This window comes from Candidatus Devosia phytovorans (genome assembly GCA_029202405.1).
GTDB classification, from domain to species: domain Bacteria; phylum Pseudomonadota; class Alphaproteobacteria; order Rhizobiales; family Devosiaceae; genus Devosia; species Devosia phytovorans.
Map to the genome: position 1 here is coordinate 2,343,538 of CP119312.1, position 16,151 is coordinate 2,359,688.

15 protein-coding genes are annotated in these 16,151 nt (G+C 63.9%); 9 read left to right on the top strand and 6 right to left on the bottom strand.

What is annotated here, in order from left to right; genetic code table 11:
- Positions 1 to 27 precede the first annotated feature (27 nt).
- Together cydD and cydC are read left to right on the top strand one after the other, a co-directional pair.
- Complete coding sequence (gene cydD / locus P0Y65_11615; protein WEK02858.1) at positions 28 to 1,710, top strand: thiol reductant ABC exporter subunit CydD; 1,683 nt, start codon at positions 28 to 30, stop codon at positions 1,708 to 1,710.
- A complete protein-coding gene (gene cydC, locus P0Y65_11620) occupies positions 1,707 to 3,356 on the top strand; it encodes a thiol reductant ABC exporter subunit CydC (GenBank protein WEK02859.1) in 1,650 nt (549 codons plus the stop codon). The genes cydD and cydC overlap by 4 nt, the downstream gene beginning before the upstream one ends.
- A gap of 67 nt (positions 3,357 to 3,423) precedes the next feature.
- Here the strand turns inward: cydC and P0Y65_11625 are convergent, their stop codons facing one another.
- Complete coding sequence (locus tag P0Y65_11625; GenBank protein ID WEK02860.1) at positions 3,424 to 4,152, bottom strand: Crp/Fnr family transcriptional regulator; 729 nt, start codon at positions 4,150 to 4,152, stop codon at positions 3,424 to 3,426.
- Between the two features lie 237 nt (positions 4,153 to 4,389).
- Between P0Y65_11625 and P0Y65_11630 the strand changes: the two genes are divergently transcribed.
- From P0Y65_11630 to P0Y65_11640, 3 genes are read left to right on the top strand one after another with little or no spacing between them, the layout of a single operon-like run.
- Positions 4,390 to 6,639 (top strand): heavy metal translocating P-type ATPase, encoded by a 2,250-nt coding sequence (locus tag P0Y65_11630; GenBank protein WEK02861.1) that lies wholly within the window; start codon positions 4,390 to 4,392, stop codon positions 6,637 to 6,639.
- Positions 6,636 to 7,046 (top strand): Cu(I)-responsive transcriptional regulator, encoded by a 411-nt coding sequence (gene cueR, locus P0Y65_11635; GenBank protein ID WEK02862.1) that lies wholly within the window; start codon positions 6,636 to 6,638, stop codon positions 7,044 to 7,046. The genes P0Y65_11630 and cueR overlap by 4 nt, the downstream gene beginning before the upstream one ends.
- Positions 7,047 to 7,048: 2 nt before the next feature.
- Positions 7,049 to 7,246: a heavy-metal-associated domain-containing protein gene (locus P0Y65_11640; GenBank protein ID WEK02863.1), complete on the top strand. Its 198-nt coding sequence runs from the start codon at positions 7,049 to 7,051 to the stop codon at positions 7,244 to 7,246.
- Here P0Y65_11640 and P0Y65_11645 read toward each other — a convergent pair.
- The 4 genes from P0Y65_11645 to P0Y65_11660 all read right to left on the bottom strand — a co-directional run bounded on the left by P0Y65_11645 (position 7,243) and on the right by P0Y65_11660 (position 11,954).
- Positions 7,243 to 7,956, bottom strand: coding sequence for a DUF1428 domain-containing protein (locus P0Y65_11645; GenBank protein WEK02864.1), 714 nt, complete (start codon positions 7,954 to 7,956; stop codon positions 7,243 to 7,245). The genes P0Y65_11640 and P0Y65_11645 overlap by 4 nt on opposite strands.
- A gap of 409 nt (positions 7,957 to 8,365) precedes the next feature.
- Entirely contained in the window at positions 8,366 to 9,313 is a 948-nt protein-coding gene (locus tag P0Y65_11650) for a substrate-binding domain-containing protein (protein WEK02865.1), read from the bottom strand.
- Between the two features lie 99 nt (positions 9,314 to 9,412).
- Complete coding sequence (locus P0Y65_11655) at positions 9,413 to 10,432, bottom strand: ABC transporter permease (protein ID WEK02866.1); 1,020 nt, start codon at positions 10,430 to 10,432, stop codon at positions 9,413 to 9,415.
- On the bottom strand, positions 10,413 to 11,954 hold the full coding sequence (locus P0Y65_11660) for a sugar ABC transporter ATP-binding protein (GenBank protein ID WEK02867.1): 1,542 nt from the start codon (positions 11,952 to 11,954) through the stop codon (positions 10,413 to 10,415). The genes P0Y65_11655 and P0Y65_11660 overlap by 20 nt, the downstream gene beginning before the upstream one ends.
- 341 nt (positions 11,955 to 12,295) lie before the next feature.
- On the opposite strand from P0Y65_11660, the gene P0Y65_11665 reads away from it, so the two are divergent.
- Together P0Y65_11665 and P0Y65_11670 are read left to right on the top strand one after the other, a co-directional pair.
- Positions 12,296 to 13,321 carry a LacI family DNA-binding transcriptional regulator gene (locus P0Y65_11665; GenBank protein WEK02868.1) on the top strand — a complete coding sequence of 342 codons (1,026 nt, stop codon included), beginning with the start codon at positions 12,296 to 12,298 and terminating at the stop codon, positions 13,319 to 13,321.
- A gap of 1 nt (position 13,322) precedes the next feature.
- Positions 13,323 to 13,667 (top strand): gamma-glutamylcyclotransferase, encoded by a 345-nt coding sequence (locus P0Y65_11670; protein WEK02869.1) that lies wholly within the window; start codon positions 13,323 to 13,325, stop codon positions 13,665 to 13,667.
- On the opposite strand, the gene P0Y65_11675 is transcribed toward P0Y65_11670, so the two are convergent.
- Entirely contained in the window at positions 13,664 to 14,008 is a 345-nt protein-coding gene (locus P0Y65_11675) for a DUF305 domain-containing protein (protein ID WEK06784.1), read from the bottom strand. The two genes, P0Y65_11670 and P0Y65_11675, sit on opposite strands and share 4 nt — an antisense overlap.
- Before the next feature lie 218 nt (positions 14,009 to 14,226).
- Here P0Y65_11675 and cobF point away from each other — a divergent pair, with 218 nt between their 5' ends.
- Positions 14,227 to 14,955, top strand: coding sequence for a precorrin-6A synthase (deacetylating) (cobF, locus tag P0Y65_11680; protein WEK02870.1), 729 nt, complete (start codon positions 14,227 to 14,229; stop codon positions 14,953 to 14,955).
- A 45-nt stretch (positions 14,956 to 15,000) separates the two neighbouring features.
- Positions 15,001 to 16,149 carry a precorrin-3B synthase gene (gene cobG, locus P0Y65_11685; GenBank protein WEK02871.1) on the top strand — a complete coding sequence of 383 codons (1,149 nt, stop codon included), beginning with the start codon at positions 15,001 to 15,003 and terminating at the stop codon, positions 16,147 to 16,149.
- Positions 16,150 to 16,151 lie beyond the last annotated feature (2 nt).

A 16,151-nucleotide genomic window follows, 5' to 3' on the forward strand; every position in this document is an offset into this window, starting at 1 on the left:
CGCCAAAACGGGAAGACGCTATCGGGATTGACCCGTAACGGTGGCGTCTGGCTGGGCCTCGCCATTGCCGCCCCTCTCCTGGGTGGTGCCCTGCTGATCTGGCAGGCCTGGACGCTGGCCCATGTGATCGGCGCGGCGATCGAAGGTGGCGCGGCCATATCGACGCTCGGGCCGGCCGTGGCGCTGATCCTGGCCTTGCTCATCATCCGCGCCGCGCTGGGGGCGATCGGCGATCGTGCCGGCACAGCCGCCGCCGAAGCGATCAAGACGCAGCTGCGCGGCGCGCTGTTTGGTCAATTGCTGTCGCGCTCGCCGCGCGAGGCCGAGCGGGCGCAGGCCGGCGCTGCGACCGCAGCCATTGTCGATCAGGTCGAAGCGCTCGATGCCTTCTTTTCGCGCTACCTGCCGGCGATGATCGGTGCGAGCGTGCTGCCCGTGGCCTTTGGCGCCGTCATCCTGCCGCTCGACTGGCTGGCGGGTCTCCTCTTCCTCGTCACCGCGCCGCTCATTCCCCTGTTCATGGCGCTGGCGGGCCTTGGCGCACAGGTGGCGACGCGGCGGCAGGCGCGCGCCCTTAGTCTCCTCACTGGACGCTTTGCCGACCGGCTGCGCGGGCTGATGACGCTCAAACTCTTCGGCCGTGCCGAGGCGGAAACGGCGGGCATTGTTGCTGCCAGCGACGACTTGCGGCAGCGCAACCTGCGGGTGCTGCGCATCGCCTTTCTGTCCTCGGCCGTGCTGGAATTCTTTGCGGCACTCGGCGTCGCCGGCGTGGCGCTCTATATCGGGCTGACCTACATCGACTTCCTGCACCTGCGGTCGACGCCGATGACGCTGGAGCTGGGCCTGTTCCTGCTACTGATGGCGCCCGAGGTCTATAATCCCCTGCGCACGCTGGCAGCCCATTATCACGACCGCGCCGCCGCCAAGGCGGGGATTGGAGAGATCGAGGCGCAGCTTGGCACCCTGCCCAGGCAGGTGCCAAGCTTCGCCGATGCACCGCTCATCCCCAATACCGGCGCCATCGGCGTCACTATCCGCAGCCTGACCCTGCGCACGCCCGACAATGCCCGCACGCTCCTCGAAGGCGCTGACCTCACCATCGCGCCCGGCGAGCATATCGCCATCCTGGGCCAGAGCGGCATCGGCAAGTCGACGCTGCTCGAAGCCATGGTCCGGCTGCGCCATCACGAGGGCAGCATGGCCCTGGGCGGTCGCCCGCTAGCCGATTGGCCCGAGGCTGAGCTGCGCGCCCGCGTCACCATGCTGGGCCAGAAGCCGCGTATCTTTGCCGGCACCATGGCCCACAACATTGCCCTCGCCCGCCCCGGCGCGAGCAATGCCGAAATTCGGCGCGCGGCCGAATTGGCGCATGCCGCCGGCTTTGCCGACGCCCTGCCCGAGGGGCTCGATACCCTGCTGGGCGAAGGCGGCTTTGGCCTGTCGGGTGGACAGGTGCAACGCATCGCCCTGGCGCGCGTCTATCTGCGCGATGCCGGATTGATCCTCCTCGATGAGCCGACCGCCCATCTCGACGCCGACCTCGAACAGGCCGTGCTCGACGACCTCAGGGCCTATGCCAAGGGCCGCACGCTGGTGATTTCCACCCATTCGCTGGCCGTCGCCTCGCAGATGGACCGGGTCTGGCGCATTGCCGGCGAAAAACTGCTGCCGGTGGCAACGCCGCATCGGGATCGGAGCATCGCATGAAATCCCTCTTCGCCTTCCGCGCCCTGTTCATGAGCCAGCTCACCGGCTTTGCCCTGGCGCTGCTGCTGTCGCTGATCGCCCTTGGCGCCGGCGTGACCCTCCTCGCCACCTCGGGCTGGTTCGTCACCGCCGCCGCCATCACCACGCTGGGCCTCGCCTTCAATCTCTTCGTGCCTTCGGCGCTGGTACGTGCCTTTTCCTTCATCCGGATCCTGGCGCGTTATGGCGAGCGGCTGGTGGGGCATGACGCGACACTGCGCCTCCTGGCCGATCTGCGCGGCTGGCTGTTTGCCCGGCTCTTCCCTCGCCTGCCGCTGGGCGACCGCAGCCTGCGCCATGGCGATCTTGTCAGTCGCCTCACCGCCGATGTCGATGCGCTCGACACGGCCTTTCTCGTCGCCATCGGACCAATCACCGCCGCCCTGGTCATCGGCACGGTGCTCACCGCTGTCATGGCCTTTCTGCTGCCGGGCGCGGCGCTGGTCTTTGGCCTCTTCTATGCCAGCGCTATTCTCGTCGTGCCGGCGGGCCTCGTGCTGGTCAGCCGCGACACAGGCCAGGACATGGTCACCCGCGCCGCCGATGCGCGCGCTGCCGTGCTCGACGGCATCGAAGGCCATGCCGATCTCACCGTGTTTGGCGTATTGGGCACAGCCCAGGCCGGTTTTGACGTCACCGCGGCCCGGTTGAGTGCGACCAGAGGGCATCTCGCCAGCCTCACGGCCCTCGGCAGTTTTGCCGTGCAAGCGCTGGCCACCCTGGCACTGGTCGGCTCGCTCTGGCTGGGTCTTGTGGCGCTGGAGGCCGGACAGGTCGATGGCCCCGTGCTGGCGGGGCTGCTGCTCGCCATCATGGGGAGTTTTGAAGCCACCAATGTCATCCTTCGCAGCGTCAGCAAGCTGACCACGGCCATGGCCGCCGCAGAGCGCCTGACCGCCATTGCCGAAATGCCGATCGTCGTTGTCGATCCAGTGAAGCCTCTTGCCCTGCGGGATGACATGACGATCGCCTTGCGTGACGTGTGTTTCGGCTATGGTGGTCCTGTCGTGCTCGACGAGCTCAACCTCACCGTGCGGCCGGGAGAGCATCTGGCGATCCAGGGCGCCAGCGGCGGTGGCAAATCGAGCCTGCTCACATTGCTGCTGCGCCTGGCCGATCCGCAGGCCGGCAGCATCACTCTGGGTGGCGTCCCGATCGACCATCTGCGCTTGGCGGACCTGCACGCCAGCCTCGCCCTCCTCAGCCAGGACAGCCCGCTGTTCAACGACACGATCCGCGCCAACCTTCACATCGGCCGGCCCGAGGCTGACGATGACGCGCTCTGGGCGGCGCTCCATGCCGCGGGCATCGGCGCGTTCGTGCAGGGCCTGCCGCTCGGTCTCGATGCGCTGCTGGGCGAAGGCGGCCGCACGGTCTCGGCTGGTCAGGCCCGCCGCCTTTGTCTGGCCCGCGTGCTGCTGTCGCCGGCAAAAATCCTGCTGCTGGATGAGCCGACCACGGGTCTCGACCACACGGCCGAAGTGAGCTTCTTTGAAACCCTGCGCGCAGCCGCACAGGGCCGGACCGTCATTGTCGTCACCCACGCCAGCATTCCCGACGGCACCGTGGATCGCGTGATGACCCTGCGAAACGGGCGGCTCGATTGATAGGCTTTTTCCGACAGCTTCACATACGTGGTTGTGAATCCACGGGCAAAGGCCGACAATCCGCAACCTAGCCGCAGCGGAGGCGGAGCCTCGTCAGATCGGGCACGACGACGTGGCGATAGTGTTCGATCTCGATCACGCCGTCGGCCTTGAGGCGGCTTATCTGGCGGCTCACGGTTTCGATGGTCAGGCCCAGAAAATCGGCGATGTCTGCGCGACTGAGTGGCAGGTCGAAGGTGGTGACCGCCCCGGCCGGATCGATATGGCTGGCGATGAGATAGAGAAAGCTCGCGACCTTTTCGGCTGCCGTCTTGCGGCCCAGCGTCACCATCCAGTCGCGCGCCTCGTCGAGATCGCGCAGGGCCTGCAGCGCCACGCGATGTTCGAGTTCGGGATTGCTGCGCACCAGTGCTTCCAGCGCCGCCTTGGGCACGAGGCACACTTCCACATCGGACGCCGCCTCGGCCGTGACCCGGCTCTCGGTGGCAAACATGCGGCCAAGCAGATCGGGGGCAAATTGCAACCCGACCACCTGCTGACGCCCATCCTCGAGCACCTTGGTCAACTTGATGACGCCGCGCAGCACATTGCCATAGGCGGTGATGGGCTCGGCATCGGCCATCAGCTCCTCGCCGGCCTCGTATCGGACGCGGCGTGTCAGATGGGAAATGGCCAGGAGCTGTTCGGGGGTGAGGGCAGAACAGATGCCCTGGTGCATCCCCCTGCAGGCCTGGCAGAGCGCCGGTGTGGGCACGGGTCTGGCTATGCGTTCGATGTCGTTGCTGACGTGCTGCATGGCATTTCGTCTCCTGACAGGATCGATATACGCCTGCGCCGAGGGCGCACTAAGTTGCGCAACTGTCGCAGTGCCAACCTGCCGCAGGTCAGTTTGATCGATGCCAATGCAGGGTTCGCCGGGCCGCGATCTGGCCTTTTGCAGCATGGCGATCACTCTCGAACGCGTGCGGCTGCCGGGGGCCTTGACCTTCCCATGATGGGAAGGTCTATATGCATGGGGACGAGGTGAAAAACCATGACTGAACACGTCCAAAAAGACAAAATGCAATTCAATATCGAAGGCATGACCTGCGCCTCCTGTGTGGCGCGGGTGGAAAAATCAATTTTGAAAGTCTCTGGCGTAACGGCGGCGTCTGTCAACCTTGCGACTGAACGCGCCACCATAACGGGCGGCGCCGAGGGTGATTTAATCAAGGCCATCCAGAAGGTTGGCTATGCGGCAGAAAAAGTGCCGGAACACCATCATGCCGATCATTCCGGCCATCAACACCACGACGAAGACGCGGTGATTCTGCGCCGCGACATGCTCATTGCCGGCGGGCTCACCCTGCCGATCTTCGTGCTGGAAATGCTGGGGCATTTCTACATGCCCTTCCACATGTGGCTGATGGCCGCCGTGCCGATGCAGGTGCTGTGGATCGCCTATTTCGTGGCGACCAGCGTGGTGCTGTTCGTGCCCGGCTGGCGCTTCTTCCAGCATGGCATTCCGGCGCTCCTGCGCGGCGCGCCGGAGATGAATTCGCTGGTCGCCCTGGGTGCCGGCGCGGCCTACCTCTATTCGGTGGTTGCCACCTTCGCGCCGGCGCTGCTGCCCGAGGGCACGCGCTATGTCTATTACGAGGCGGCCGCCGTTATCGTTACGCTGATCCTTGTCGGGCGCTGGCTCGAAGCGCTGGCCAAGGGTCGCACCGGCGAGGCCATTCAGCGGCTGGTGCGCGAGCAGGCGAAAACCGCCCGCGTCACGCGTGATGGCACGCTCATCGAGCTGCCGATCGAGCAGGTCGTGGCTGGCGATATCATCATGGTCCGCCCCGGCGAAAAGATCGCCGTGGATGGGGAAATCGTCGAGGGCGCGAGCCATGTCGACGAGTCGATGATTTCGGGCGAGAGCCTGCCGGTCACCAAGGGCGTCGGCGCCGAGGTGATCGGAGGCACGCTCAATATGTCGGGCAGTTTCAGCTTCCGCGCCACCAAGGTTGGCGGCGATACGATGCTGGCGCAGATCATCCGCATGGTCGAGGAAGCGCAGGGCGGCAAGCTGCCGATCCAGGCCGTGGTCGACCGGATTACCGCCTGGTTCGTGCCCATGGTCATCGCGCTGGCCATTGCCACTTTCGCTGTCTGGGTCGTGTTCGGTCCGCAGCCGGCCTATGCCTTTGGCTTGGTCAATGCGGTGGCCGTACTGATCATCGCCTGCCCCTGTGCCATGGGCCTCGCCACGCCGACATCCATCATGGTCGGCACCGGCCGGGCTGCCGAGCTGGGCGTGCTATTCCGCCGCGGCGAGTCGCTGCAGCAATTGCGCGAAGCCAAGGTCGTCGCCTTCGACAAGACGGGCACGCTGACCGAGGGCAGGCCCACGCTCACCGATCTCATTCTCGACGATGATTTCACCCATGACGAAGTGCTGGGTTTGGTCGCCGCCGTCGAGGCAAAGTCCGAGCATCCGATCGCTGCGGCCATCGTCGCTGCTGCCGAAAAGGCAGGGCTTTCGCTGGGCGCGGTGACCGAGTTCCAGTCGCATGCCGGTCATGGCGTCACCGCCCGGGTCGATGGGCGACTGGTCTCCATTGGCTCGCAGCGTCACCTGAGCCATCTCGATTTTTCCGATTTTGCCGATGCGATCGAAAAGCTCGCCGATGCGGGCAAGACGCCGGTCTTTGCCGCGATGGATGACAAGCTGGCCGCGGCCATCGTTGTTGCCGACACGATCAGGCCGACCAGCAAGGCGGTCATATCAGCGCTGCATGGCATGGGCCTCAAGACCGCGATGATCTCGGGCGACAATCGCCGCACCGCCGCAGCCATCGCCCGCCAGCTGGGCATTGACGAAGTGCGCGCCGAAGTGCTGCCGGCCGACAAGGTGGCTGCGATCAAGAGCCTGCGCTCGCTGGGCGTCGTCGCCTATGTGGGCGACGGCATCAATGATGCGCCGGCGCTGGCGGAAGCCGATATCGGCATTGCCGTGGGCACGGGCACCGACGCCGCCATCGAGAGCGCCGATGTCGTGCTGCTCGGCGGCGACCTGAAAGGCGTGCTCAATGCCCTCACCATCAGCCGCGCCACCATGCGCAATATCTGGGAAAACCTCTTCTGGGCCTTTGGCTACAATGTGCTGTTGATCCCGCTGGCCGCCGGCGCGCTCTATCCCGCCTTCGGCCTGCTGCTCAATCCCATGTTCGGGGCCGGCGCCATGGCGCTCTCCTCGGTGCTGGTGGTCAGCAATGCGCAGCGCCTGCGGGCGGTGAAAGGCGTTCAGTCATGAATATCGGTGAAGCCTCCAGCGCCTCGGGCGTTTCGGCCAAGATGATCCGCTATTACGAATCCATCGGCCTGATCCGCGCGCCCCTGCGCACCGACAGCAATTACCGCGTCTATGGCGCCGACGAAGTGCATGTGCTGCGCTTCGTCAAACGCGCCCGGACGCTGGGTTTCTCGGTCGATGAAACGTCCACCCTCCTCGGCCTCTGGCAGGACAAGTCGCGCGCCAGTGCCGAGGTCAAGGAGATCGCCACCGGGCACATATCGGCGCTCGAAACCAAGATTGCCGAGCTGCAATCGATGGTCAAAACGCTGAAACATCTCTCACATTGCTGCAGCGGCGACAACCGTCCCGACTGCCCCATCCTCGACGATCTCGCTGGCGCAAAGCCGGCCACCAAAGGACACTGACCATGAGCCAAACGACCACATTCACCGTCAACGACATGACCTGCAGCCATTGCGTCGGCACGGTCACCAAGGCGCTCGAAGAGGCCCTGCCCGGCGCCGAGATCGCCGTCGATCTCGGCACCCACACGGTGCGCTTCACCGGCGATGCCGCCAAGGGCAAGGCGGCGATCGAAGAGGCGGGCTACACGCCTGAAGCCTAGTCGTCGACCAGTGGTAGGAAGCCGCCGAAGACGCGGCGAGCTTCGTCGCCCGGCGTGCCTTCCTCGTGCATGCGCGGGTCTTCGTAGATCTTTGGCCAGGCAGCGTCGCGATGCGCCTTGCTGGGCCATTCGATGAAGGAAAACACCACGCTTTCGTCCGCCCTGGCACTGACCGCCTTCTTGAAGTCGGTGTGCTGGCCATCGGGGACATTATCGCCCCAGGCGTCGACAAAACGTGTCGCACCCAATTCCTTGAACACGGCGGCCTGGCGTTCCAGCACGGCGCGATATTCATCCTTGCGGGCGGTCGGCACGGGGATGAGCGAGCCGTCGACATAGCCCGGCTTGCCCTTCGTGCCCTGCTGATAGATTTCGGCGAAACCACCATAGATCATGCGCGCGCCGTCAAAGGGCATGTCGCGGCCCATGGCTTCCATGGCCGGGTCGTGCATCATCTTTTCGCTGGCGGCATCGGCCGTCGCCTTGTCGGGATATTCGTGCCAGGAAAAGACGATCACCTCGTCCTCCCTGGCCTGCACGGCGCGGCGGAAATCGGTGACCTGCCCATCGGGCACGTCATCCTCCCAGGCCTCCATCAGCCGCCTGACGCCATAGCCCTTGAACAGGTCCGCGCTGTTGTCGACCAGCGTTTTGTATTTGTCCTTGTTGTCCGCCGGAACGGGCACGACAAAACCAGATATATAGGTCATCGCAGTCTCTCCTCTTCTCCTCACAGGAGGAAAACCTCGATACGAGGTTAGTTCCCCTGCATGACGTTCGCATGCAGGCAAATCCGACAGAAGAGAGAGGATTGGTGAGCCCCAATGGCACCAAATGGTCCGGCGTCACCCGAGGCTCGCGGCAGGAACGGGGGGCGTAACGGTTGGTTCCCGAGGAAGCATCGGGTTTTAGGAAAATTCGGCGAAGACGCGTTTTCAATGGGATACCCCCACCTATCCTCCCCCTGATAGGGGGAGGGACTGATCGAGTTTGGGGCGTGATATTGCCCGCCCGCCGGCCGGATCCCTCCCCCTTTTCAGGGGGAGGTTAGGAGGGGGTATCCAGCAAAAACAAAGGGCGCCAAAGGCGCCCTCTGCATTATTTTCTATCCAACCAACTTTAGAACGGGCTGTCCGGGAAGTAGAAGTTGGCCGCATTCTCCTTGGTGATCAGTGGCGAACCCAGGATATAGGTGCCGCCGACCGGGCCGTTGGAGACAAAGTGGTTGACCGTCACGTCCATGGCCGTGGCGATCTGTGCCGGCGGATAGAGCACGTCGACGGGCACCAGCTCGTCGCCATCCATCACGCCCTTGACGATTTCCTTCATGCCGGCGCCGCCGACCACGAACATTTCGCTCTCGCGGCCCGCGGCCTTGATGGCTTCGACCACGCCCAGGGTGATGTCGTCGTCCTGGGCCCAGACGCCGTCAATGTCGGGGAAGCGCGACAGGAAGTCCTGCATCACTTCGAAGCCGTCATCGCGGTTCCAGTTGGCGAACTTGTTGTCGAGCACATTGATGCCCGAGCCCTCGATGGCGCCCATGAAGGCGTCGAAGCGTTCGGTGTCTAGCACGGTCGGAATACCGCGCAGGATGACGATATTGTCGCCATCGCCGAGACGGGTCTTCATGTATTCGGCCGAGTTGACGCCCATTTCGGTGTTGTTGCCCGAAACATAGACGTCCTGGATGGACGTGTCGGTCAGGCCGCGGTCGACGACGGTGATGAAGGCACCGCTATCCTTGACGGCGCGGACCGGTTCGGTCAGCGGCTCGGATTCGAACGGCAGCACCACGAGGCCCTGGATCTGGTGCACCGAGACCAGGTCTTCGAGATCGCTGGCCTGGTCGGCCGGGCCGTCGGCGGTCACGATGATCAGGTCGATATTGGGATTGGCGGCTTCGAGGCGCTTTTCGGCCTCGGCAGCATGCCAGTTCAGCCCACCCATGAAGCCGTGCGTAGCGGCCGGAATGGAGACGCCGATCTTGATCTGGTCCTGCGCCATGGCCGATCCGGCCAGGACGGAGGTGGCCAACAGGCCCAATGCGATAGCCTTCAATGACATAATGTTAGTCCTCCCTACCAATGTTTGGCGCCAGCTCCCCTGGCGCCGCTTTATCCGCCCCTGCGGGCTGGAATTCTTCTTTGCGCGTCGCGCGACGCCTTACTCCGCCTTCTTGCGCTTGCTGGTCAGCGAGCCGCGCTGCAGATAGACCGCCGCGACGATGATCACGCCCTGCACTGCCCCATTGAGGTAGTTGGAGATGATCTCGGTGAGATTGAGAATATTGCCAATGGAGGTCAGGATCAGCGCGCCGATGACGGTGCCGCCGATGCGGCCGAAACCGCCCTTGAGCATGGTACCGCCGATGATCACGGCCGCAATGGCCTCGAGTTCCCAGAGCACGCCGGTGGCCGACGAGGCCGAACCAAGCCGCGGCACATAGATGATCGTCGCCAGCGAGACGCAGAGGCCCTGCAGGATATAGGTCATGGTCTTGACCCGATCGACCTTGATGGCCGAATAGCGCGCCACATGCTCGTTGGAACCGATGGCCATGCAATAGCGGCCAAAGGCGGTGCGGTTCATCAGCACCCAGCCGATGATGGCGACGGCGATGAACACCCAGACCGGATAGGGAATGCGCAGGAAGCTGTCGTAATAGACCGGGCGATAGATATCGCGGGCGCCATTGTTGAGCGACAGCGTGCCGCCATCGGCGAAATAGGTCACCAGCGAGCGATAGATGCCCATGGTGCCCAGCGTCACGATGAAGGCCTCGATCTTGGCCTTGGTGGTCAGAAAGCCGTTGATGAAGCCGGCGCCGACCCCCAGCACCAGCGACGAACCGATGCCCAGGATGACCGTGGCCAGCGAGGCGCCCCAGGCATCGACGGCGGAGTTCATGATGATGATCATGACGCCGGCGATAAAGGCCGCCATGGAGCCGACCGAGAGGTCGATGCCGCCGGCGGTGATCACGAAGGTCGCGCCCACCGCGATGATGCCGATGAAGGCCGAGCGGGTCAGGATATTGGTGACATTGCCCTCGTTGAGGAAGGCGGGATTGAGCGAATAGCCCAGGACCACCAGCAGGATCAGCGCCAGCAGCGGTCCCGCGGTCTTGAGATCAAGCCGGAACCCCTTGGCCGGCTTGGCTCCCTCATGCGCTGATACGCTCATCGTCCCCATCCTGTTTGATGCCTGCGGCGTACCGCATGATTTCTGCTTCACCGATCTCGCCGCCCTCGAGCGTGCCGGCGAGGCGCCCGTTGCGCATCACCAGAACCTTGTGGGCGAGGCCGATGACCTCCTGCATTTCCGAGGAAATGACGATGATCGACTTCCCCTCGGCGGCCAGCGCCGCAATGATATGATAGATCTGCTGCTTGGTGCCGACATCGATGCCGCGGGTCGGTTCATCCATGATGATGATCTCCGGCTCGCTTTCCATGGTCTTGCCCAGCATCAGCTTCTGCTGGTTGCCACCCGACAGCTGGCCGACGCGCACCGAGGCGTCGCGGGCGCGGATATCGAAGCGGCGCGTGGCGCGCTCCAGCGCCTTTTCCTCGCTCTTGCCGTCGAGAAAGCCGTGGTTGAGGTGCTTCTTCAGGGTCAGCAGGGTCAGGTTGGGCTGCAGGCCGACATTGAGCAGGAGCCCCCTGCCCTTGCGGTCCTTGGTCATATAGGCCAGCCCGGCATCGACCGAGGCGGCGACGTCCGGAAAGTCAGCCGGCTTGCCATTGAGCGTGATCTCGCCGGCGCTCTTGTGCGTCAGCCCGACAATGGCCTCTGCCACCGCCGTGCGGCCCGAGCCGATCAGGCCAGCAAAGCCGAGGATTTCGCCGCGGCGCAGCTCGAATGAGACATCCCTGACGCCCGGCGCCACCAGATTGCGCACCGAGAGCACCACCGGCGCATCAACATCGGGTTCATGCTTGGGCGGATAAAGGTTGGAGAGCTCGCGGCCGACCATCATCTGGGCGATGGAGTCGGGCGTCAGCGCTTCGGTCGACACCGTGGCGATCAGCTGGCCGTCGCGCAGCACGGTGACGCGCTGGGCCAGAGCCATGATCTCGTCGAGCTTGTGCGAGATGAAGATGACCGCCACGCCGCGCGCGGTGAGGCGCCTGATCTGCTCGAACAGCGTCTCGGTCTCGCCCACCGAGAGCACGGCGGTCGGTTCGTCCATGATCAGCACGCGCGCATCGCGGCTGATGGCCTTGGCGATCTCCACCATCTGCTTGTCGGCGACCGAAAGAGTATTGATGCGCGCATCGGGATCGACATGGACATGCAGCGCTTCCATGACGTCATGGGCGCGGCGGCGCATTTCCTTGAGATCGAGGAAGCCGAACTTCCTGATTTCGCGGCCGAGGAAGATGGAATCCGCCACCGTCAGGTGTTCGGCCAGGTTCAGCTCCTGGTGAATCAGCACGATGCCCATGGCTTCGGCTTCGCCATTGGGCGGCAGGACCACGGTCTTACCATCATAGGCGATCGAGCCGGCGGTGGGCTGTTCGATGCCGGAGAGGATCTTGATGAGGGTCGACTTGCCCGCGCCATTCTCGCCGATGATGGCGTGGACCTCGCCCGGCCTGATGTCGAAATCGACGGAGAACAGCACCGGGATTTCGCCAAACGACTTGGAGATCCTGCTCGCTGACAGGATGGACGTCGCGGACGTGCCTTCGGCACTGGTCATGTGATAGCCCCTCCCTGTTTCCCGACGCGGCTGGCTTGTCCTGCTCTTCGTCGATGATTGATTGATGTAAAGGTTTTCATGAATGATGTAAAGGTTTACAGAAAGCGAAAACGGGATAACCGTGTGGGGAGGTCTGGCGCCCGACAAACCATCTGCTAAAGGCGATGGCGGGACGCCAGCGGGCGTGCGGAGCATCAGATTGCGCAGACAGTTTGAGCAGGACGAGCCGAAAATGGTGGTGTTCGAGAACCGGAGCGCAGCGTGCGTTCTGCACGTGAGCACCGGAAGCGCAGAAGACCGCCGTTTGCAGGCCGGCATGGTCAAAATGGACGCAATCTGAAGTGCAGCACCAGAAACTGGCCACGATCGATGACGTTGCGGCGATTGCCGGCGTGTCCATCGCCACGGTCAGCCGCGCCATCAACGAGCCGACCAAGGTGGCCGACGAAACTCGTCGCCGGGTGAACGAGGCCATTGCCCGCACCGGCTATACGACCAATGCCATGGCCCGCTCGCTGCGCATGCGGCGAAGCAACATGATCCTGATTCTGGCGCCGGACGTGGGCGACCCGAACTTTTCCAATATTCTCGTCGGGCTCGAAACCGAGGCCAGCAAGCGCGGCTATGGCGTGCTGATCGGCAATACGCAGAATGACGCCACCCGCGAGACCGACTATCTGCGCTTCATCAGCTCCAACCAGGCCGACGGGCTGATCCTTTTTACCGGCCACCTGCCCTATGGTTTTGGCAATGACGCGGGCGAAGCGCGCCTGCCGCCCATGGTCGCGGTCAACGAGCCGGTCAGCAATAGCGACATACCCTTTGTCGGCGTCGATAATTTCGAAGGCTCGCGCGTCGCCGCCGAACACCTGATCAGCCAGGGCCACCGCCGCATTGCCTTTATCGGCCATTCGACCAGCAAGGCGGTCAACCAGTTGCGCGAGGCTGGCTATCGCGCGGCGCTGGGCAGCGCAGGCATCACCATTGATCCACGGCTGATCCTTGATGGCGACGGGACGACCGAAAGCGGCCGCCAGGCGACCGAGGCCATGTTCGTGCGCGACGTGCTGCCTACCGCCTTCCTCTGCGTCAACGATGCGACGGCGCTGGGTGTCATTATTTCCCTCAACGCTCGCCGCTACGACCTGCCGCGCGAATATTCGGTGATGGGCTTTGACGACATTTCCTTTTCCAGCTTCGTCACCCCCTCGCTGACGACGATGAAGCAGCCGCGCCTCAAGATCGGCGAAGAGGCGATGGATCTGCTGCTGGCCCTGCTCGAAGGCAAGCCGCCGAAAAACACCGAAGTGCTGCTGCGCGCCGAGCTGATCGTGCGCAATTCGGTCGGGCGTGTTGGAAAGGATTGAAATGACTGAACGAAACGTCCTGCTGTTTTCCTATGGCACGCTGCAGCTCGAGGAGGTGCAACGCGCCCAGTTCAACCGTCTGCTCGACGGCACAGCCGATGCCATGCCCGGCTATGCCCAGTCCTGGGTCGAGATCACTGATCCCGAGGTCATCCGCAAGAGCGGCAGCAATAGCCATCCCATCGTCATCCCGACGGGCAATCCCGCCGACTCGGTTTCTGGCAAGGTCTTCGCCATCACCGAGGCCGAACTGGCCGCCGCCGACGACTATGAAGTCGACGACTACAAGCGCGTGCTGGTGACGCTGGCGTCGGGGAAAGAAGCCTGGGTCTACGTCAAGGCTTAGTGGCCGTTCTTGGTCAGCCACTCCTGCATCCACGCGATCTCGGCTTCCTGCGCCGTGATCACCGCTTCGGCCAGGGCCTTCACTTCGGAATCGCTGCCATGTTCGAGGACGATCCTTGCCATATCCACCGCGCCCCGGTGATGGGGGATCATGCCGCGGATGAAATCCACGTCGGCATTGCCGGTCAGCTCCATGGCCATGTCCGCATGCATCTTTGCATTGGCGGTCGCGAAGGCCTGGCTCGATGCGCTTTCGCTATCCGCCGGCATGGCATGGCCGGAATGATCCTGCGCCCATGTGGGCGACGTGAGCAGGAGGGCGAGCGAGGCGGCGGCAATCATCGTCTTCATGGCGAGACCTTTCAGTGTGTCGGATATCAGCAAGCGGGCCTGCCCCATGGGAAGGTCAAGCAGATTGACCGCAGGCGAGGGCGCGCCTAATCACCAGATTCACCAATCCGCGTCGAAGGTGACGCTCGATGCTAACAGTCTGCTAGCCGACTGCCGCAAAATGGTAGCCCGAACGAAGCATAATGTGACTGATTTTTCAGGACCTTGGCATGAAGACCATTCTCATCGTCGGCATCGGCTCGGGCAACCCGGAACATATCACCATCCAGGCGATCAACGCCCTTAACCGCGCCGATCTGCTGTTCATTCCAGACAAGGGCGCGGGCAAATCCGACCTGGCGGACCTGCGCCGCGAGATCATCGCGCGTTATGTCACCAATCCGGAAAGCCGCACCGTCGACTATGCCGTGCCACGGCGCAATGCTGCCAATCCGGACTACGAAGCTGGCGTCGATGATTGGCACGCAGCGCTGGCAGAAATCTTCGCCAACCTCCTGTCACCCCTACCAGAAAACGGCATCGGCGCCTTCCTGGTCTGGGGCGATCCCGGGCTTTATGACAGCACGATCCGCATCATGGACCGGTTGCGCGGCGACCACGCCGTCGAGGTCATTCCGGGGATCACCAGCATCCAGGCGCTCACCGCTGCCCATGGCATAGCGCTCAACCGCATCGGCGAGCCCATCCATATCACCACGGGCCGCCGGCTCGGCCCGGTGGAGGATGATACGGTGGTCTTGCTCGACGGCCAGACGGCCTTCCTAAATGCCGATCAGGACATGGAAATCTTCTGGGGCGCCTATCTCGGCACGCCCGACCAGATCGTGCTTTCCGGCCGCCTCGGCAACGTCCGCGACGAGATTGTCGCCACCCGCAAGGCGGCGCGGGAGCAGCATGGCTGGATCATGGACACCTATCTGTTGCGCAAGGCGAATTGACGAAGCGCAATTCCCCCGGAGCCGGCGATCCGCTAAAATAACCGCATGACCACCGCCCTGCCCATTGAACCCAGCCGTCGCGGCGCCTGCCCGTCGCTCCACGCGCCGATGCAGACCGGTGACGGCCTGCTGGCAAGGGTGCGGGTCGCCGGGGGGCGGCTGACGCCAGCGCAACTGGCAGGCATCGCCGAACTGGCCCAGCAGCATGGCAATGGCCTCATCGAAATCAGCGCTCGCGGCAATCTGCAGGTGCGTGGGCTGACGCAAGCTGCCGTGCCGAGTTTCGCGCAATCCATTGAGGCCATTGTCGAAATAGAGCGCGGCCTGGTTGTGCAAACGCCACCACTGGCCGGCGACGATCCCCGTGAGCTGGCCGATCCATGGCCCATTGCCGCCGCCATCCGTGTTGCTGCGGCCTCGCTCGCCGACCGGCTTGGGCCCAAGGTGAGCGTGGTGGTGGACGGTGGGGGACAGATCGGCCTCGGCAATCTCAACACCGATATCCGCCTCGTCGCAAAGGGCCCAGGAGACTGGACCCTGTCTGTCGCTGGGCGCATGCCGGTCCCCGTCATTCGTCATGACGAGGTCAGTGCCACCCTCCGCATCCTGCGCCAGATCGCCGCGCTTGGACCTGCAGCGCGCGCCAGCGATCTGCCTGGCAGCACTACAAAAATTCTCGCGGATGCCAGCCGACCAGTGGGTGTCTTTGCCCTCATGCATGGTCAAGCCACGGGCATCGCCCTGCCCTTCGGCTCGGCTAGCGCCGCCACTTTGGTGGCTCTGGCTAACCAGGCCGCCCTTCATGGCGTTGGTGAGTTCCGTCTTGCGCCACACCATGCGCTGCTGGCCATCGGCGCTGATCCGAGTTTCCCTTCGATGGCTGAAACGCTTGGCTTCATTACGAAAACCGACGATCCGCGGCAGCGCATCAGTGCCTGTATCGGCAGCGAGGGCTGTGCCTCCGGCCATGTCCCTGCACGCTTGATCGCAGCCCAATTGGCGGCCAATCTGCCACAGGACCAGCACCTGCATGTCTCGGGCTGTTCCAAGGGCTGCGCCCATCCGCGCGCCAGCGACATTACGCTGGTGGGCCGGGCCGATGGCTATGGTCTTGTCATTGACGGCAGGGCGGGCGATACGCCACGGGCAGTGCTGCAGGCCGATAACCTCGCCAGCGCGCTCGGCCAGGGATGACG